The organism is Brevundimonas sp. (assembly GCF_036676055.1).
Classification (GTDB): Bacteria; Pseudomonadota; Alphaproteobacteria; order Caulobacterales; family Caulobacteraceae; genus Brevundimonas.
Genome location: NZ_JAKFDS010000019.1, coordinates 21333 through 38846, shown reverse-complemented (window position 1 = coordinate 38846; position 17514 = coordinate 21333). Strand labels below are relative to the sequence as shown.

Below are 17514 nucleotides of genomic sequence, written 5' to 3'. Positions count from 1 at the left end.
CGCCGCGGCGGCGGCGACCGCGACCGCGGCCGCGCTCGCCCTCGACACGTTCGGGCCGCTCGCGGGCCTCGCCATCAACGGCGTCCTCGCCGCCGAGGGCGTCTTCGTCGTCTTCCACGACGTCGTCGAAGAACTCGTCTTCGTCCTCTTCGTCATCCGCGTAAGCGCTGTCGTCGAAGCCGTCGTCGAGGTCGATGAAGGTCTCGACCCCTTCCGGAGGGGTGAAGTCCTCATTGGTCTCGGTGCGCTCGATGGCGTGTTCGCCCTGGGCGAGGCTGTCGTCGATCTGGATGATGACGTTGAGGCCGCGCTGGGTCAGCAGGCGCTGCAGGTAATCGCGCTTGTGGTTCAGGATGTAGAGGGCGACCGCGGTGCAGACGCGCAGGGTGACCGAGCCTGCGCCGTGGCGGCCGGCCTCGATGTCGACGCCGCGCAGGGTCATCAGGGCGGCGCTTTCGGCCGAGCGGATGCGACCCGCGCCCTGGCAGTGCGGGCAGACCTCGGTGGCGCCCTCGATCACGCCGAGACGGCGGCGCTGGCGGCTGATCTCCATCAGGCCGAAGCCCGAGATGCGGCCCATCTGGATGCGGGCGCGATCCTTGGCCAGCGCGTCCTTCAGCGCCTTCTCGACCGCCCGATTGTTCTTCGACTCGTCCATGTCGATGAAGTCGATGACGATCAGGCCGGCGAGGTCGCGCAGGCGCAGCTGGCGGGCGGCCTCGACGGCGGCTTCCATATTGGTCTTGAAAGCCGTTGCCTCGACGTTGCGCTCCTTGGTGGCGCGTCCGGAGTTGACGTCGATGGCGACCAGGGCCTCGGTCTGGTTGATCACCAGATAGCCGCCCGACTTCAGCGGCACGGTCGGCTGGTGGATCTGGGTCAGCATCTCCTCGATGCCGTTGGAGGCGAACAGCGGCCGGGCGCCCTGGTACAGGTGCACCTTCTTCGACTGCGAGGGCATCAGCACCCGCATGAAGTCGCGCGCCTCCTTGAAGCCCTCGACGCCCTCGACCTGGATGCCGTCGAAATCCTTGTCGAACATGTCGCGCACGGCGCGGCGGACGAGGTTTTCTTCCTCATAGATCAGCGAGGGGGCGTTGGAGGCGAGAGTGGTTTCGCGGATCGTCTCCCACAGGCGCAGCAGATATTCGTAGTCGCGCTTGATCTCGGCCTTGGTGCGTTTGGCACCGGCGGTGCGGATGATCAGGCCCATGCCGTGCGGCACGTCCAGAGCGGCCGCGGCGGCCTTGAGGCGCTTGCGGTCCGAGGCCTGGGTGATCTTGCGCGAGATGCCGCCGCCCTTGCCGGTGTTGGGCATGAGCACGCAGTAGCGGCCGGCCAGGGACAGCCAGGTGGTCAGGGCCGCGCCCTTGCCGCCACGCTCGTCCTTGACGACCTGGACCAGCATGACCTGGCGGCGCTTGATGACGTCCTGGATCTTGTAGCGGCGCATCAGGCGGCGCTTGAGCCGCTCTTCCTCGGCCATGCCGCCTTCGGACTCGCCGTCGTCGCTTTCGCGGCCCAGGTCGTCGTGATCATCCTCGTCCGTCGCCGCCTCGGCCATGATGGCTTCGCGGTCGGCGACCGGGATTTGATAGTAGTCGGGGTGGATCTCGTTGAAGGCGAGGAAGCCGTGGCGGTTGCCGCCGTATTCGACGAAGGCGGCCTGCAGGCTGGGCTCTACGCGGGTGACCTTGGCGAGATAGATGTTGCCCCGAAGCTGACGCTTCGAGCGGGATTCAAAGTCGAATTCCTCGATCTGACGGCCCTCGACGATCGCAACGCGAGTTTCCTCCGCGTGGGCGGCGTCGATCAACATGGTCTTTGACATGGAGAATTGCTTTCTGGCGCGCTCGGCCATCCCCGCTGGGGGGTGAGGCGGCTCGCCGAATGGGATTGGGATGACGGGCGCAGGCGAGCGCGATCCCGTCGCCGCGGCAGGGGCCGGAGGCGAGGTCGGTCCAGTCGGACCGGAAGGGAGCGCAGGCGATATGGCCCATGGGGGTTCAGTACGGTCCTGGGCCCGGACGCGCCGTCGATAGGGGCGTCCCGGACCCGGTCGTCGAATCGGCGGGCAGGCCCGTCCGGCTCTCGGATCAGTGAAAGTCATGCCGCGAGGAGGGCGCGTCCGGTCCCGAAGGTTCGGGAGACGCGATCGTTCGCGAGCGATGCAAGCATAGGCATGATGCCCGTGAATGAAAAGGCGCGCCGGCTTTAACCCGTTGGCGACCACGATGGGGCATGATCGGGCCAACCAACAAGGTGGGTCTCCGTCGGAATGTACGGGCTGTCGCGTATCAACTGGGCCGGATGGGGCGTTCGCGAGCGGGTTCTGGCCGTCGCGGGCGTGCTGGTGTTCGTCATCGCCCTGCTGGCGGCGGGGCGAGGGCTGGCCTCGGGCAGCATGGGCGAGATCCTGCGCGTGCGCTTCGGCGGCGACGCCGAGCGCACCCGGGTGGTGATCGACCTCGATCGCACCGCGCGCGGCCAGGTGATCCAGTCGGGCGATGACGGCCAGGTGGTGCTGAGCCTCGCCGGCGTGTCGCCGCCCGACCGCCGCAGCGGGACCGGGCAGGGGCTGGTGCGCGATTTCCGGGTCGCCGGGGCCGGGGCCGCCTCGCGCATCGAACTGGACCTGGCGACAAGCGCCGAGATCGAGCGCCGCTTCCTGCTGCCGCCCGGCGACGGCATCGCTCACTACCGCTATGTCATCGACCTGAAGGCCACGGGCCGGGCTCCGACCCGCCGCCCGGAACGCCGGGCCGAGGCGCCGCGCCGGGCCGAGCGGCCCCTGATCGTCATCGACGCCGGCCATGGCGGCCGCGACCCCGGGGCCCAGGGCGCCGACACCCGCGAAAGCGCCGTCACCCTCGCCGCCGCCCGGGCCCTGAAGGCGGAGCTGGAACGCGGCGGCCGCTACCGCGTGCGCATGACCCGCGACAGCGACGCCTATGTCGCCCTCGACCGCCGCGTGGCCATCGCCCGCCAGGCGGGCGCCGACCTGTTCATCAGCCTGCACGCCGACGCCGGAGCCGATCCGGCCGTGCGCGGAGCCAGCGTCTACACCCTGTCGGAACAGGGCGCCGGCCGGGCCGTGCGCGAATTCACCCGCGGCGAAAATTGGCAGCGCAGCCTGAACCTGCCGGGGCGCGACGCCTCGGTCGACCGCATCCTGCTGGACATGACCCAGCGCGCGACCCAGAACCGCTCGGCCCAGCTGGCCCGCACCCTGCTGGGCGAACTCGAGGGCGCGGACCATCCGCTGCTGCGGCGCAGCCACCGCGACGCCGGCCTGGCCGTGCTGCTGGCCCCCGACGTGCCGGCGGTGCTGCTGGAGATGGGCTTCATCACCAATCCCGAGGACGAGCGGCTGTTGAACGACAGCCGCGCCCGGCGCCGGCTGATGCGCGCCGTGGCCGAGGGCATCGACCGCTATTTCCGCGAACCCGCCGGCGAGCTGCAGATGGCCGCGGCGGCCGGGGCGGGGGCGAACTGAGGGCTGGTCACAGCACCAGGTCCGGCTCCAGCCATGGCGGCGGTTTGAGGAAGGAAAGGCGATTATTGACAGCTAATCGCTTCGTTCCACGCCACCATCCCCTATCTCCCACCCATGCGCCTCCGTGTCGTCGATCTTGAAACCACCGGCGGGGACCGGACCGCCGAGATTATCGAGGTCGGGGTGGTGGATGTCGTGCCGGATGGCGCGGGCGGCTGGGTCGCCGCGCCGCCCGTGTCGCGGCTGTTCCGGCCGCGGGACCAAATCTCCTTCCACGCCATGGCGGTGCATCATCTGACGCCGGACGACTTCTGCGACGACGATCCGCACTGCGACGAATACCGGCTGCGTGAGATGCTGATGGCCGAGCCGGCGGATGTGATGGTGGCGCACAGCGCGCGGTTCGAGCGGGGGTTCATCGCCGATACGGCGACCGGCGGCCTGCCATGGATCTGCACCGTACGGGCGGCGAAGCAGGTGTGGCCGCAGGCGCCGGGGCATTCGAACCAGGTGCTGCGCTACTGGCGCGGGCTGAGGTTGGACCCGGCGCTGGCCAATCCGGCGCACCGGGCGGGGCCGGACGCCTGGGTGACGGCGCATCTGCTGATCGATCTGCTGAAGGAGGCCAGCGTCGAGCAGATGCTGGAATGGACGCGCGAACCGCGAAGGCTGGACCGGATCCCGTTCGGCAAGCACCGCGGGCGGGCGTGGGCCGAGGCGCCGGAGGACTATCTGCGCTGGATGGCCGGGCAGGGGGATATGGACGCCGATGTCGTGGCCGCTGCGCGGCGGGAATTGGCGCGCCGGGCCGGGGATGTGACGGGAGGCGCCACGGGGCCACTGGCGGCGGGCGCCGACGCGGGCTAAACCTGCCGGCCGGGCGCGTCATTCGGAGTAGATGGTGAAGATTGCCGAACGCTGGTTCGTGATGGCGGGCGTCGGCCTGCTGGCCGCGATCGCGCTGGCCGGGATGATCGTGGCGATCTACGCCGCCTGGCTGTTCCACGCCCTGCCTGACGCCTCGGACCTGGCCGACTACCGGCCGGCGACGGCGACGCGCGTCTATGCCAGCGACGGGACCCTGATCGGCGAGTTCTCGGACGAGCGACGCATCTATGTGTCGTACGAGCAGATCCCGGAGCCGGTGGTGCAGGCCTTCCTCGCCGCCGAGGACCGCAACTTCTTCAGCCACGGCGGGGTCGATGTCTCGGGCCTGGGCCGGGCCATGTTCAAGAACGTGTTCAACGCGGCCACCGGGCGGCGGCTGGAGGGCGGCTCGACCATCACCCAGCAGGTCGCCAAGAACGTGCTGCTGACCAACGAAACGAGCATCAACCGCAAGGTCAAGGAAGCCATCCTGGCCAACCGGCTGGAAGCGACCCTGACCAAGCCGCAGATCCTCGAGCTGTATCTGAACGAGATTTTCCTCGGCTATCGCTCGTACGGGGTGGCGGCGGCGGCCTACAACTATTTCGGCAAGTCGCTGGATCAACTGAGTTCGGACGAGGCGGCGTTTCTGGCGGCCCTGCCGAAGGGGCCGAACAACTATCATCCGAAGCGCCATCCGGGCGCGGCCAAGGGACGGCGCGACTGGGTGCTGGGCGAGATGGAGCAGAGCGGCTTCATCACCCGCGAGGAATTGGCTGCGGCGCGCGCACGGCCGCTGGTGACCCAGGACGCGCCGAGGCGGGCCCAGTACTCCGACGCCGACTTCTTCGTCGAGGAGGCGCGCCGGCGGGCGCATGCCCAGTTCGGCGACGAGGAGATCAACCGCGGCGGCTATTATCTGCGCACCACCCTCGACCCCGAGCTGCAGTCTGCGGCGCGCAACGCCCTGATGAAGGGGCTGGAGAACTACGACCGCCGCCACGGCTGGCGTGGGCCGTGGGGCACGACGGACTTCGCCGAGGGCTGGCAGGAGAAGGCGCTGGACCAGACCCGTCCGCCGGAACGTCGGGCATGGCGCGCGGCGGCGGTCGAGAGCGTCTCGGGCAATGCGGTGCGGGTGCGTCTGGCCGCCGACGGCTCGACCGGGACCCTGCTCAGCGCCGACGCGGCCTGGGCCAACGCCAACCGGCCGCTGAAGCGCGGCGACATGATCTTCGTCGAGCCGAGCGGCGGCCAATTCGCCCTGAAACAGGTGCCCGCGGTCAACGGGGCGCTGGTGGCGATCGAGCCGCACTCCGGGCGGGTGCTGGCCATGGTGGGGGGCTATTCCTACGCCCTGTCCAGCTTCAACCGCGCGACCCAGGCCGAGCGGCAGCCGGGCTCGGCCTTCAAGCCGTTCGTCTATGCGGCGGCGCTGGAGGGCGACTACACCCCGGCCTCGATCGTGCTGGACGCGCCGATCAGCTTCGCCGGCGGCCCGAACGGCACCCGCTGGAGCCCCGAGAACTACAGCCGGGAATATTATGGGCCGCAGTCGCTGCGGCGCGGGCTGGAGCTGTCGCGCAACGTCATGACCGTGCGCCTGGCCCAGGCCGTGGGCATGCAGAACATCGTCGACCTGTCGAAGAAGATGGGTGTGTCGGACACGCTGCAGCCGAACCTTTCAGTGTCGCTGGGGGCGGGGGAGACGACCCCCTATCGCCTGACCGCCGCCTACGCCGCCTTCGTCAACGGCGGGCGCAAGATCGACCCCTATCTGATCGAGGTGGTCCAGGACCGGAACGGCGAGACCATCTTCCGCGCCGACGAGCGGCGCTGCCGCGACTGCAGCCGCCCGTTCAGCGGCCAGGAGTCGCCTCGGCTGGAGCCGCGCGGAACCCAGGTGATCGATCCGATCACCGCCTATCAGATGAGCTCGATGCTGGAGGGCGTGGTCCAGCGCGGCACCGCCGCCAGCGCCCGCGGCCTCGGCCGCTGGGTCGGGGGCAAGACCGGCACGACCAACGAATACCGCTCGGCCTGGTTTGTCGGCTTCTCGTCCGACATCGTGGTCGGGGTCTTCATCGGCTTCGACGACAACCGGCCGCTGGGCTCCGGCGAGACGGGGGCGACCGGGCCGGTGCCGGTGTTCAACGACTTCATGCAGGTGGCGCTGAAGAAGCGGCCGGCGCGACCCTTCGTGCGGCCTCGCAACGCCGTGTTCCGCACCGTCAACGGCATCGAGGAAGCGTTCCGCCCCGGCACCGAGCGCCGCCGCGAGGAGGAGCAGCCGCGCCGCGAGGTCCCGACCGGGCCGCAGAACTATAACGAAGTGCTGCGGCGCGAGCAGGAAGAGGCGGCGGGCCAGCCGCCCTCGACCGCCGAACCGCCGCCCGTGACGCCACCTCCGGCCAAGAAGGAGCCGGCGGAGGATCTGAGCGGGCTGTACTAGAGGCAGCAGGCAACAGGCAGCAGGGGCGTTCGGGGGTGGGCGAGAACCGCGCCAATCCTTCTGCCTGTTGCCTGTTGCCTGGCGCCTCACTCTTCCCCTATGTCCGCGCCTCACCTTTGTATCGCCGGAGAATGCGATGAGACCGGATGTCGAGGCCATGAAGGCCGACATCGAGCAGAGCGTCGCTCTGCTCAGGAGGCGTCTTTGACTGGGATGTCGCGCTTCGAAAACTGGATGAGCTGAACGCCCGGGTCGAGGACCCGACGCTGTGGGACAAGCCCGACGAGGCCCAGGCCGTCAGCCGCGAGCGCTCGCGGCTGGAGAGCCAGATCAACACCGTCCGCGAGATGGAGCAGGGCCTCGAGGACGGGGTCATGCTGGCCGATATGGCCGACGAGGAGGGCGACGAGGCCACCCTCGAGGAGGCCCGCGCCCAGCTGAAGGCGATCAAGGAGCGCGCCGCCCGCGCCGAGCTCGAAGCCCTGCTATCCGGCGAGGCCGACGGCAACGACGCCTATCTTGAAGTGAACTCCGGGGCCGGCGGCACCGAGTCCAACGACTGGGCCGGCATGCTGCTGCGCATGTACAGCCGCTGGGCCCGGGCCCACGGCTATGAGGTCGAGATCGAGGCGGAAGAGGGCGGCGAACAGGCCGGGATCAAGTCCGCCACCATCCTGATCAAGGGGCCCAACGCCTACGGCTGGCTGAAGTCGGAGTCGGGCGTGCACCGGCTGGTGCGCATCAGCCCCTATGACGCGGCGGCCAAGCGCCATACCTCGTTCGCCTCGATCGGGGTCTCGCCGGTGGTCGACGACACCATCGAGATCGACATCAACCCTTCCGACGTGCGCACCGATACCTACCGGGCCTCGGGGGCCGGCGGCCAGCACATCAACAAGACCGACTCGGCGGTGCGCCTGACGCACATTCCGACCAATACGGTCGTGGCCTGCCAGGCCGGCCGCTCGCAGCACCAGAACCGCGAACAGGCGTGGAAGATGCTGCGCGCGCGGATGTACGAGCTGGAGCTGCAGAAGCGCGAGGCGGCGGCCCAGGCGCTGGCCGACGCCAAGACCGACATCGGCTGGGGGCACCAGATCCGCAGCTACGTCCTGCAGCCGTACCAGATGGTCAAGGACCTGAGGACCAACGTCGAGACCTCGGACACGCAAGGGGTGCTGGACGGCGACCTGGACGCCTTCATGGGCGCGGCCCTGGCGGCCCGGGTAGGCGAGACGCGCGGCAGCACCGTCGAATAGAAAAAGGCCCCGGATCGCTCCGGGGCCTTTTGTCTTGAGACCGCGAGGATCAGGCCGACGGCTTCATGTCGATGACCTGCGGCGCGGGCTGGGCCGGGGCCGGAGCCGCGGGCTTGGGCGCGGCGGCGGGAGCCTCGCGGCGGCCCTGCAGGACGCGGCCCTGGAAATAGGCGCCGATGTCGATCGACAGTTGCTCGGCGGTGATGTCGCCATCGACATAGGCCGTGGCGATCAGCTTGACCTGCTTGCCCGAGACATTGCCGACGATCCGGCCGCGGACCTCGACATAGTCGGCCGAGACGCCGCCCTCGATGGCGCCGGTCTCGCCGACGATCAGGCGGCCGACGCGCACGTCGCCCTTGATCGAACCGTCGATCTGCAGGTCGCCGCCGCCCGAGATGGAGCCGTCGAACTGGAGGTCGGCGGACAGGGTCGACAGACCCCGCTGCGAGACGGGCGAGGTCGCGGGACGGGCCGCCGACCCGGAGGCCGAAGCGGGCGCGCCCGGGGCCGGCAGGTCGGGCAGCGGCGGAATGGCGGGGGCCGCGTCAGAGCGGGGCTGCGGGGCGGGGGATTTAGTCCTGTTGAACAAGTTGGTCTCCGGCTCTCATGAAGCGGGCGGGGTTTTGCGGGCGGCCGTTCATCCACACCTCATAGTGCAGGTGAACGCCGGTGGAACGTCCGGTCGTGCCCATGGCCCCGACGCGCTGACCCAGCGCGACGCGCTGGCCGGGGCGGACGGCCATGGCGTTGAGATGAGCGAAACGCGTCTTGAACCCGCGTCCGTGGTCTATCTCGACGGTGTTGCCATACCCTGAACGAACGCCGACGAAAGACACGATGCCGGGAGCCGGCGCGCGGATCGGGGTGTTGAGCGGGGCGGCGAAATCCTGACCCTGATGCAGGGCGGGGCGGCTGTTGAACGGATCGAAGCGGACGCCGAAGCCGGAGGTGGTCCGGGCGTCGGTCGGCCGGTGGAACGGCATGCCCTCGGCGGCGTCGGCCAGGCCGCGCATGTCCGACAGATTGTCGGCGGCCCGGCGGATGCGCACGGCGAAAGCCTCGTCGACGTCGAGGATGGCGGCGAGGGCCCGGGGATCGCGGGCCTCGACCAGCGGCCCGCCGAGTCCCGCGCCGCTGCGGGGCGCATAGGCCGAGGGGTTCAGTCCGGCCAGGCGGAAGGCCAGACGCAGGCGCTCGGCGCGGGTCTGGGCCACGGTCTCGGCGCGGTCGATCAGGCGCTCCTGATCCATCCGGACGGCCAGCATGCGCTGGACCGGCGTATGGTCGGCGGGATCGAGGGAGGGCGAGGGGGCCAGGGCCGCCTGGGCCCCGTCGACGCCGCGGAACATGCCCATGACCTGGGTCAGGGCGGCGTGCCGGCGTTCGACCATCTGGGCCATCTCGTCGAGCGAGCCGGTGGTCGCGGTCATGCGCACCACGGCGCTGTCCAGCCGGGCCTGCAGGTCGGCGTTGAGGCGTTCGGAGGCGGCGCGGGCGCGGGCGACCGTGCGGTCGGCCTGGCTCTGCATGACGAGGTCCCAGGCGAAGCCGCCCGAGGCGACCAGGCACCAGCCGCCGATCAGGACGGCGGCGGCGGCGCCGAGCGCCTGACGACCGGGGGTCAGAGCCCATGCGCGGACGTCGTCGCCGTCACGCAGATACAGGTATCGGGTCGGAAACCACCGACCCATCAGAGACCGGTTCTCAGTCGTCTGCTCGGTCATTAAGCCATGCCCCCACGCACGGCGGGCGTTATGCGCTATCATCGATATTGGTTACAAGTCCGTTCATGACTTGTTAACCATTCTGCCGGGCCTTCACGCGAACTTCGACGGTATTCGGCCCAGATCTTCGCCTGACAGGCGTATCCGCGAATCTGTGGAACGCCCGTTACATCTGGCGCGACGTAGATTCGTCCGTCTTCAGAGCGCCCGGACGGCCTCCAGCACTTCGGCGGCGTGACCCTTGACCTTGACCTTGCGCCAGACGCGCCGGACCACGCCCGCCGCGTCGATCAGGAAGGTGGCTCGCTCGACGCCCATGTAGACGCGGCCGTAGAGGGATTTCTCGACCCAGACGCCGAAGGACTCCGTGACCTCGCCCGGCTCGTCCGAGGCGAGCACGACCCTGAGATCGTATTTGGCCTTGAAGCGGTCGAGCTTCTTCACCGGGTCGCGCGAGACGGCGATCACCGCCGCGCCGGCGGCGGCGAAGTCGTCGGCCAGGGCGGAGAAGTCCTGCCCTTCCGTGGTGCAGCCGGGGGTGTCGGCCTTGGGGTAGAAATAGAGCACATGCGCCTTGCCCTTCAGGGCGCCGGACGAGACGCGGCCGTCGCCGTCGGTCGCCATGTCGAAGGCGGGGACCGGGTGGCCTTCGGTAATTTCCATTTTCTGCTCCCGTCATCCTCGGGCTTGACCCGAGGATCAGATGTTGAGGCGGACTGTGCGCCCGATGGATGGCCCCGAGGCCGTCGGCCCGCGACCTTCGACGCAGCACCGGACCGTCTGGCCCCCGGGTCATGCCCGAGGGTGACGGCGAGGGCTAAACGGGTTTGACCAGCACGATCTTCTTCTTGCCGGCGGCCAGTTTCAGCACGCCGTCGGCGTTGACGTCGGCGGCCTCGACCAGGCGGGCGCCGTCGGCGATGGCTTCGTCGTTCAGGCGCAGGCCGCCGCCCTGGGCGAGGCGGCGGGCCTCGCCGTTCGAGGCGGTCAGGCCGGCCTTGGTCGCGACGGCGGCGATCATGGCGCCGACGACCTCGTCACGCGGCAGTTCGACGGTCGGCAGATCGGCGGACAGTTTGCCCTGTTCGAAGGCGGCCTCGGCGGCGCCGCGGGCGTGGGCGGCGGCGTCGGCGCCGTGCAGCATGGTCGTGGCCGCGTCGGCGAGGGCCTTCTTGGCGTCGTTGATGGCGGCGTCCTGAAGCGCCTCGAGGCGGGCGATCTCGTCCAGCGGCAGGTCGGTGAACAGGCGCAGGAATTTGCCGACGTCGGCGTCGTCGACGTTGCGCCAGAACTGCCAGTAGTCGTACGGCGACAGCTGTTCGGCGTTGAGCCAGACCGCGCCCTGGGCGGTCTTGCCCATCTTGCCGCCCGAGGCCGTGGTCAGCAGGGGCGTGGTCAGGCCGAAGGCGGCCTTGTGGTCGACGCGGCGGACAAGGTCGACCCCCGAGACGATGTTTCCCCACTGGTCCGAGCCGCCCATCTGCAGGGTGCAGCCCAGCTTCCGGTTCAGCTCGAGGAAGTCCACCGACTGCATCAGCATGTAGTTGAACTCGAGGAAGGTCATCGGCTGTTCGCGTTCCAGCCGCAGCTTGACCGAGTCGAAGGCCAGCATCCGGTTGACCGTGAAGTGCGTGCCGTATTCGCGCAGGAACTGGACGTAGCCGTAGGTCGACAGCCATGCGTCGTTGTCGAGCATGACCGCGTCGGTCGGGCCGTCGCCGAAGACGAGGAATTTCTCGAACACGGTGCGGATCGAGGCGATGTTCGCCTGGATGGTCTCGTCGGTCAGCTGGGGCCGGGAGGCGTCCTTGCCGGTCGGGTCGCCGACCTTGGTGGTGCCGCCGCCCATCAGGACGATCGGCTTGTGGCCGGCCTGCTGCAGACGGCGCAGCATCATGATCTGGATCAGGCTGCCGACGTGCAGGGAGGGGGCGGTGGCGTCGAAGCCGATGTAGCCGGTGATCACGCCGGACGCGGCGGATTCATCGAGCTCGGCCGGGTGGGTGACCTGATGAATGTAGCCGCGCGCCTGCAGGGTCTGGAGGAAGGCGGACTTGAAGGCGGGCTCGGCGGTCATGACGGGATCAGGCTTGGCTTGGGAGGGAAGGGGCGTGTAGCACGAGGGCATGGAAGCGCGAACCGCCGGAACGTCCGGACAGCGACGGTCTATGCTGCGCCACGCGGACTCCGTCGGCGAGGCGGCCTCGCGGGTGGAGGTGACCGCCTGGCGTCCGCAGCCCGCGCGGCTGGCCCTGCTGTATGTGATTCACGCCCCGGCCGACGAACTGCGGCTGCCGCCGATGGCGGAGTCGGCGCGGGTCGATCACCTGTGGCGGCATACCTGCCTCGAAGCCTTCATCCGGGAGCCGTCCGACGACGTCTACTACGAGATCAACCTGTCGCCCTCGACGCGCTGGGCCGCCTATGGGTTCGACGGCTATCGCGAGCGGATGGAGCCTCTCGATATGCCGTCGCCGCGGATCGAGAGCCGGTCGTATCCCGACCGCCACGAACTTGAGGCCCTGATCGACCTTGGAGACGTGCCCGGGCTGGCCCGGTCCGACTGGCGACTCGGGCTTTCGGCTGTCATCGAGGACGCCGACGGCGGCAAGGCCTGGTGGGCGCTGGCCCATCCGGCCGCGCAGCCGGACTTCCACCATTCCGACTCGTTCGTTCTGACCCTGCCTGCTCCGGAGCCCGCATGAAGACCGGCCTCGACCGCCTGCTGTCCGACCCCGCGCTGCGGGCCCCGTTGAAGGGCCGGCGCGTGGCCGTGCTGGGGCATCCGGCCTCGGTGACGGCGGACCTGACGCATTCGCTGGATGCGCTGGCGGCTCTGGAGGATGTCAGACTGACCGCCGCCTTCGGGCCGCAGCACGGCATGCGCGGCGACCTGCAGGACAATATGATGGAGACGCCGGACGAGACCGACCCGCGTCACGGCATTCCGGTGTTCAGCCTGTACGGCGAGGTGCGGCGGCCGACGGACGCTTCGATGCAGACGTTCGACGTGCTGCTGGTCGACCTGCAGGACCTCGGCTGCCGCATCTACACCTTCATCACGACGCTGCTCTATGTGCTCGAGGCCGCGGCGGAGCACGGCAAGACGGTGTGGGTGCTGGACCGGCCCAATCCGGCCGGGCGGCCGGTCGAGGGGCTGACGCTGCGGCCGGGCTGGGAGAGCTTCGTCGGGGCCGGGCCGATGCCGATGCGGCACGGCATGACCTTGGGCGAGCTGGGGCTGTGGTTCATCGACCGGTTCAAGCTGGATGTCGACTACCGCGTCATCGAGATGGAGGGCTGGGAGCCCGAGGCGGGACCGGGATACGGCTGGCCCTTGCTGGAGCGGGAGTGGATCAATCCCAGCCCCAATGCGCCGAATGTGTCGATGGCGCGGGCCTACGCCGGGACGGTGATGCTGGAAGGGACGACGCTGTCGGAGGGCCGCGGCACGACCCGGCCGCTGGAGCTGTTCGGGGCGCCGGACATCGACGCCCGGGCGGTGATCGCGGAAATGCAGGCGCTGGCGCCGGCGTGGCTGGAGGGCTGCGTGCTGCGCGACTGCTGGTTCGAGCCGACCTTCCACAAGCATGTCGGAAAGCTGTGCGACGGGGTGCAGATGCATGTCGCCGGGCCGGCCTACGACCATGCGGCGTTCCGGCCGTGGCGGGTGCAGGCCCTGGCGTTCAAGGCCATCCGGCGGCTGTATCCGGACTATGACCTGTGGCGGGATTTCCCGTACGAATATGCGTTCGGCAAGCTGGCCATCGATGTGATCAACGGCGGGCCGGCGCTGAGGGAATGGGTCGACGACGCGGCGGCGACGCCGGCGGACCTGGACGCCCTGACCCTGCCGGACGAGGCGGCGTGGCGGGAAGAGCGGAAGCCGTTCCTGCTGTATTGAGCGGCAGACCTGACAGTTTGTCGCGTTGCCCGGTCACACGTGGCCGCATAGCCTGACATTGCGGACCGGGCCCCTCTGGCGACCTTGTGGTCGTGATGTCGGACCGCATCGAGCGTGCTCGATGCGTGACAGGGACCAGCCGTTTCACTTGCCCGGTCAGGCGACGAGCCGCTCCTCACAGAGGAGAGGACGATGCTGCATATTCAACTGTACCGGGCCCGTCGCGATCATGCGCGGCTGGGGCATATGATCAAGCTGGAACAGGGCGGGCGCCGCCCGGATCCCGCCCGTCTTGCGGAGCTGAAGAGGCGCAAGCTCGCGGCGCGGGACCGGATCGCCGCGCTGGAGGCCCGGCAGGACGACGCCCTGACCCGGCCGCAGACGGCCTGACCCCAAGCTTCAAACCGGATCATCGCAATGGAAATTCTGCTCGCCGACTGGCTCGGCAAGCCGGCCTGGATGTGGCTGGCGTTCATGGGCGTGGTCGCCGGCCTGCTGGCCCTCGACCTCGGCGTCCTCCACCGCGGCGCGAAAGAGATCGGAGTGCGGGAGAGCCTGCTGCTCTCCGGCATGTACATCACGATCGGCGTGGCTTTCGGCGGCTGGGTCTGGTGGGAGATGGGAGCCCGGCACGGCCTCGAATATCTGACCGGCTTCGCCATCGAGAAGTCGCTGGCGATGGACAACGTCTTCGTCATCGCCATGATCTTCGGCTATCTCGCCATTCCCCGCAGCCTGCAGCACCGGGTGCTGTTCTGGGGCATCCTCGGGGTGATCGTGCTTCGCGCGGTGATGATCGGCGCCGGCGCCGCGCTGGTCAGCCAGTTCGGCTGGGTGCTGTACCTGTTCGCCGCGTTCCTGATCCTGACCGGGATCAAGATGTTCATGGCCGGCGACGGCCATGGCGATGTCGGCGACAGCAAGCTGCTCCGCTTCCTCCGGCGCCGCTTCCGCGTGACCGACGACCTGGAGGGCCAGCGCTTTTTCGTGCGCCGCCCGGGTCCGGACGGGCGGATGGTGCTGTGGGCCACGCCGATGTTCCTGGCCCTGGTGATGATCGAGGTCGCCGACGTGATCTTCGCGGTGGACTCGGTGCCGGCGATCTTCGCGATCACCACCGACCCGTACATCGTCTACACGTCCAACATCTTCGCCATTCTCGGCCTGCGGGCGCTGTACTTCGCCCTGGCGGCGGTGATCCACCGCTTCGCCTATCTGAAGCAGGCGCTGGCGGTGCTGCTGATCTTCATCGGCGGCAAGGTGTTCGTGGCCGACCTGTTCGGATGGGCGAAATTCCCGGCGGAATGGTCGCTGGCGATTACGGCGCTGATCCTGACCGCGGGCGTGGTCTGGTCGCTGTGGCGAACGCGGGAGGGAGGAAAGGGGCCGGCCTAGGCCGGCTTCTCTTCCAGCCGCTTGTCCAGATATAGGCCGACGCGGCGGTCGACGGCGTCGATGTGGTCCTGCCAGAAGTGGGTCGCGCCCTCTTCCAGTTCGTAGTCGATGACGATGCCCTTCTGGGTGCGCAGCTTGTTGACCACGCGCTCGACCTCGACCGGCGGGACGACGGTGTCGTTGGTGCCGTGCAGGAACAGGCCCGAGGCAGGGCAGGGCGCCAGGAAGCTGAAGTCGTACATGTTCGACGGCGGCGAGACCGAGATGAAGCCGTCGGTCTCGGGGCGGCGCATCAGCAGCTGCATGCCGATGTAGGCGCCGAACTGGTAGCCGGCGACCCAGGTCTGGGTGGCGCCGGGGTTGTTGGCCTGGAGCCAGTCCAGGGCGGTGGCCGCGTCGGCCAGTTCGCCGATGCCGGAGTCGAATTCGCCCTGCGACTTGCCGACGCCGCGGCTGTTGTAGCGCAGGGTGGCGAAGCCGCGCTTCACGAACAGCTGGTACAGGGTCACGACGACCGGGTTGTTCATATGCCCGCCCGCCTTGGGGTGGGGATGCAGGATCAGGGCGATCGGGGCGTTCGGGCGTTTGCCCGGCGAATAACGGCCTTCGATGCGGCCCGAGGCCCCGGGCAGAATGACTTCAGGCATGGGCGGCGCGAATTCCCGTGTTCAACTGTCGTTTCGCAGCTGCGTAATACTTGACCGCGCCGGTAGGACTTTCTAAGTCCGCGGTGCGTGAAGACGCCTTTGCGAAGGCGCGGGTTCTAGCACAGGACCCTCGAAAAGCGCGCGGTTTTTGCGGGTGGCGCGATGCGACTGTCGACCAAGGGACGATACGCGGTGATGGCGATGGCCGATCTGGCCAAGAACGGCCGTTCGGACGGGGTCCAGCGGGCGGTCTCCCTGGCCGAGATCGCGGCGCGTCAGGAGATTTCGCTGAGCTATCTCGAGCAGTTGTTCGCCCGGCTGCGCAAGAGCGGCCTGGTGCAGAGCGTGCGCGGACCCGGCGGCGGCTACCGGCTGGCCAAGGGTCCGCATGAGACGGTGGTGGCCGAGATCGTGCTGGCCGTGGATGAGCCGATCCGGGCCACCCGCTGCATCGGCCACTCCTCGCCCAAGGGCTGCATGATGGCCGGCGAGCGCTGCATCACCCACAATCTGTGGGAGGACCTCGGCGACGAAATCCACCGCTATCTGGCCGGCGTATCGCTGGAGGATGTGGTGATGAACCGGACGGGACGCCGACGGCCCGGGAACGATGTGGGAGTGGCGGCGTGAACGCGGTCTATCTGGATTACAACGCCTCGGGACTGGTCCGTCCGGAGGTCCGCGAGGTCATGGCGGAGGTCCTTGCCGAGGGCGGCAACCCCAATGCCGTCCACGCCGCCGGGCGCCGCGCGCGGGCGCGGGTGGAGACGGCGCGGGCCCGGGTGGCCGAGCTGATCGGCGCCGACCCGACGGCGATCGTGTTCTCGTCGGGCGGCACGGAGTCGAACGCCCAGGCGATCCAGAGCGCGCTGGCCGCGGGCTGCGAGCGGCTGATCGTGAGCGCCACCGAGCATCCCTGCGTGGCCGAGGCGGCCAATGTCAGCGGCCGGCCGGTCGAGATCCTGCCGGTTGACGAGAACGGCGTGGTCGATCTGGCCTGGCTGGCCGAGGCGCTGGCGCGGCCGGGCCGGGCGGTGGTCGCCATTCATCACGCCAATAACGAGAGCGGCGTGATCCAGCCGATCGAGGCGGCGGCCAAGCTGGTTCGGGCCGCCGGGGGCTGGCTGCACGTCGACGCCATCCAGTCGGCGGGCAAGATCCCGGTCGACATGCGGACGCTGGATGCGGACACCCTGACCCTGTCGGCGCACAAGCTGGGCGGGCCCCAGGGCGTGGGTGCGCTGGTGTCGAAGGAAGGCGTTCCGGTCATCCGCACCCTGCATGGGGCGGGCCAGGAGCGCGGGCTGCGCGCCGGCACCGAGAACGTTCCGGGCATCGCCGGCTTCGGCGTGGCGGCGGACTGCGCCGCGCGCGACCTGCCGACGGCCATGGCGCACAGGGCGTGGCGCGACTCGGCCGAGGCGAAGGTCGCGGCCGCGGGAGCCGTCATCATCGGCGCCGCCGTAGAGCGCCTGCCGAACACCCTGTTCATGGCGGTCGAGGGCTGGGACAGCCCGCAGCAGTTGATCACCCTCGACCTGGTCGGGGTGATGGTGTCGGCGGGCTCGGCCTGTTCATCCGGCAAGACGAAGCCGTCGAAGGCGATCTCGGCCATGGGGCTGGATCGTCTGGCGACCGGCGGCGTCCGGATCTCGGGCGGCTGGGGCACGGTCGAAAGCGACTGGGCCCGGTTCGCCGAGGCCTGGGTCGCCGCCCATGAGAAATATCGCGCGCGCCATTCGGATCGCGTGAAGGAAATCGCGTAAG

General features: G+C 69.3%; 16 protein-coding genes. 10 read left to right on the top strand and 6 right to left on the bottom strand.

What is annotated here, in order from left to right; genetic code table 11:
- Nucleotides 1-1831: Rne/Rng family ribonuclease (locus V6M45_RS03890; protein ID WP_332654144.1), on the bottom strand; the 1831-nt coding region annotated here is incomplete at its 3' end.
- Nucleotides 1832-2278: 447 nt separating this feature from the next.
- Between V6M45_RS03890 and V6M45_RS03885 the strand changes: the two genes are divergently transcribed.
- The 4 genes from V6M45_RS03885 (at nucleotide 2279) to prfB (ending at nucleotide 8074) form a co-directional block, all read left to right on the top strand.
- Complete coding sequence (locus tag V6M45_RS03885) at nucleotides 2279-3496, top strand: N-acetylmuramoyl-L-alanine amidase family protein (protein ID WP_332654142.1); 1218 nt, start codon at nucleotides 2279-2281, stop codon at nucleotides 3494-3496.
- A 114-nt stretch (nucleotides 3497-3610) separates the two neighbouring features.
- The gene (locus V6M45_RS03880; RefSeq protein WP_332654141.1) at nucleotides 3611-4363 is read left to right on the top strand and encodes a putative quorum-sensing-regulated virulence factor; all 753 of its coding nucleotides are present in this window, start codon (nucleotides 3611-3613) and stop codon (nucleotides 4361-4363) included.
- A 31-nt stretch (nucleotides 4364-4394) separates the two neighbouring features.
- On the top strand, nucleotides 4395-6815 hold the full coding sequence (locus tag V6M45_RS03875) for a penicillin-binding protein 1A (RefSeq protein ID WP_332654140.1): 2421 nt from the start codon (nucleotides 4395-4397) through the stop codon (nucleotides 6813-6815).
- 136 nt (nucleotides 6816-6951) lie between these two features.
- Nucleotides 6952-8074, top strand: a protein-coding gene (prfB, locus tag V6M45_RS03870; protein ID WP_332654139.1) for a peptide chain release factor 2 whose coding sequence is annotated in 2 segments (ribosomal slippage) — nucleotides 6952-7020 and nucleotides 7022-8074 — 1122 coding nt in all. Because the reading frame shifts where the segments join, the coding sequence is not laid out codon by codon here.
- Between the two features lie 49 nt (nucleotides 8075-8123).
- On the opposite strand, the gene V6M45_RS03865 is transcribed toward prfB, so the two are convergent.
- The 4 genes from V6M45_RS03865 to tyrS form a co-directional block, all read right to left on the bottom strand.
- Nucleotides 8124-8666, bottom strand: a complete 543-nt coding sequence (locus tag V6M45_RS03865) for a bactofilin family protein (RefSeq protein ID WP_332654137.1) — start codon at nucleotides 8664-8666, stop codon at nucleotides 8124-8126.
- Complete coding sequence (locus V6M45_RS03860; protein ID WP_332654135.1) at nucleotides 8650-9768, bottom strand: peptidoglycan DD-metalloendopeptidase family protein; 1119 nt, start codon at nucleotides 9766-9768, stop codon at nucleotides 8650-8652. The genes V6M45_RS03865 and V6M45_RS03860 overlap by 17 nt, the downstream gene beginning before the upstream one ends.
- A gap of 231 nt (nucleotides 9769-9999) precedes the next feature.
- A complete protein-coding gene (locus tag V6M45_RS03855; protein WP_332654134.1) occupies nucleotides 10000-10464 on the bottom strand; it encodes a peroxiredoxin in 465 nt (154 codons plus the stop codon).
- Between the two features lie 154 nt (nucleotides 10465-10618).
- Nucleotides 10619-11929 (bottom strand): tyrosine--tRNA ligase, encoded by a 1311-nt coding sequence (tyrS, locus tag V6M45_RS03850; RefSeq protein ID WP_332654132.1) that lies wholly within the window; start codon nucleotides 11927-11929, stop codon nucleotides 10619-10621.
- A 40-nt stretch (nucleotides 11930-11969) separates the two neighbouring features.
- Here tyrS and V6M45_RS03845 point away from each other — a divergent pair, with 40 nt between their 5' ends.
- The 4 genes from V6M45_RS03845 to V6M45_RS03830 all read left to right on the top strand — a co-directional run bounded on the left by V6M45_RS03845 (nucleotide 11970) and on the right by V6M45_RS03830 (nucleotide 15100).
- Nucleotides 11970-12506, top strand: coding sequence for a DOMON-like domain-containing protein (locus V6M45_RS03845; RefSeq protein ID WP_332654131.1), 537 nt, complete (start codon nucleotides 11970-11972; stop codon nucleotides 12504-12506).
- Nucleotides 12503-13705 carry an exo-beta-N-acetylmuramidase NamZ family protein gene (locus V6M45_RS03840; RefSeq protein WP_332654130.1) on the top strand — a complete coding sequence of 401 codons (1203 nt, stop codon included), beginning with the start codon at nucleotides 12503-12505 and terminating at the stop codon, nucleotides 13703-13705. Before V6M45_RS03845 ends, V6M45_RS03840 begins: the two co-directional genes overlap by 4 nt.
- A 192-nt stretch (nucleotides 13706-13897) precedes the next feature.
- Complete coding sequence (locus V6M45_RS03835; RefSeq protein ID WP_332654129.1) at nucleotides 13898-14095, top strand: YdcH family protein; 198 nt, start codon at nucleotides 13898-13900, stop codon at nucleotides 14093-14095.
- Between the two features lie 27 nt (nucleotides 14096-14122).
- A complete protein-coding gene (locus tag V6M45_RS03830; protein ID WP_332654128.1) occupies nucleotides 14123-15100 on the top strand; it encodes a TerC family protein in 978 nt (325 codons plus the stop codon).
- On the opposite strand, the gene V6M45_RS03825 is transcribed toward V6M45_RS03830, so the two are convergent.
- A complete protein-coding gene (locus V6M45_RS03825; protein WP_332654127.1) occupies nucleotides 15097-15747 on the bottom strand; it encodes an alpha/beta hydrolase in 651 nt (216 codons plus the stop codon). The genes V6M45_RS03830 and V6M45_RS03825 overlap by 4 nt on opposite strands.
- Nucleotides 15748-15909: 162 nt before the next feature.
- Between V6M45_RS03825 and V6M45_RS03820 the strand changes: the two genes are divergently transcribed.
- Together V6M45_RS03820 and V6M45_RS03815 are read left to right on the top strand one after the other, a co-directional pair.
- A complete protein-coding gene (locus V6M45_RS03820; RefSeq protein ID WP_332654126.1) occupies nucleotides 15910-16377 on the top strand; it encodes an Rrf2 family transcriptional regulator in 468 nt (155 codons plus the stop codon).
- On the top strand, nucleotides 16374-17513 hold the full coding sequence (locus tag V6M45_RS03815) for a cysteine desulfurase family protein (protein ID WP_332654124.1): 1140 nt from the start codon (nucleotides 16374-16376) through the stop codon (nucleotides 17511-17513). Before V6M45_RS03820 ends, V6M45_RS03815 begins: the two co-directional genes overlap by 4 nt.
- The last annotated feature ends 1 nt before the right edge of the window (nucleotide 17514 follow it).

What these genes read in the sequence shown, in the direction of transcription:
- V6M45_RS03855 (WP_332654134.1), bottom strand. Translation starts at nt 10,464, where the DNA reads ATGGAAATTACCGAAGGCCACCCGGTCCCCGCCTTCGACATGGCGACC.
- V6M45_RS03825 (WP_332654127.1), bottom strand. Translation starts at nt 15,747, where the DNA reads ATGCCTGAAGTCATTCTGCCCGGGGCCTCGGGCCGCATCGAAGGCCGT.
- V6M45_RS03880 (WP_332654141.1), top strand. Translation starts at nt 3,611, where the DNA reads ATGCGCCTCCGTGTCGTCGATCTTGAAACCACCGGCGGGGACCGGACC.
- V6M45_RS03820 (WP_332654126.1), top strand. Translation starts at nt 15,910, where the DNA reads ATGCGACTGTCGACCAAGGGACGATACGCGGTGATGGCGATGGCCGAT.
- tyrS (WP_332654132.1), bottom strand. Translation starts at nt 11,929, where the DNA reads ATGCCCTCGTGCTACACGCCCCTTCCCTCCCAAGCCAAGCCTGATCCC.
- V6M45_RS03875 (WP_332654140.1), top strand. Translation starts at nt 4,395, where the DNA reads ATGGTGAAGATTGCCGAACGCTGGTTCGTGATGGCGGGCGTCGGCCTG.
- V6M45_RS03885 (WP_332654142.1), top strand. Translation starts at nt 2,279, where the DNA reads ATGTACGGGCTGTCGCGTATCAACTGGGCCGGATGGGGCGTTCGCGAG.
- V6M45_RS03845 (WP_332654131.1), top strand. Translation starts at nt 11,970, where the DNA reads ATGCTGCGCCACGCGGACTCCGTCGGCGAGGCGGCCTCGCGGGTGGAG.
- V6M45_RS03860 (WP_332654135.1), bottom strand. Translation starts at nt 9,768, where the DNA reads ATGGGTCGGTGGTTTCCGACCCGATACCTGTATCTGCGTGACGGCGAC.
- V6M45_RS03830 (WP_332654128.1), top strand. Translation starts at nt 14,123, where the DNA reads ATGGAAATTCTGCTCGCCGACTGGCTCGGCAAGCCGGCCTGGATGTGG.
- V6M45_RS03840 (WP_332654130.1), top strand. Translation starts at nt 12,503, where the DNA reads ATGAAGACCGGCCTCGACCGCCTGCTGTCCGACCCCGCGCTGCGGGCC.
- V6M45_RS03835 (WP_332654129.1), top strand. Translation starts at nt 13,898, where the DNA reads ATGCTGCATATTCAACTGTACCGGGCCCGTCGCGATCATGCGCGGCTG.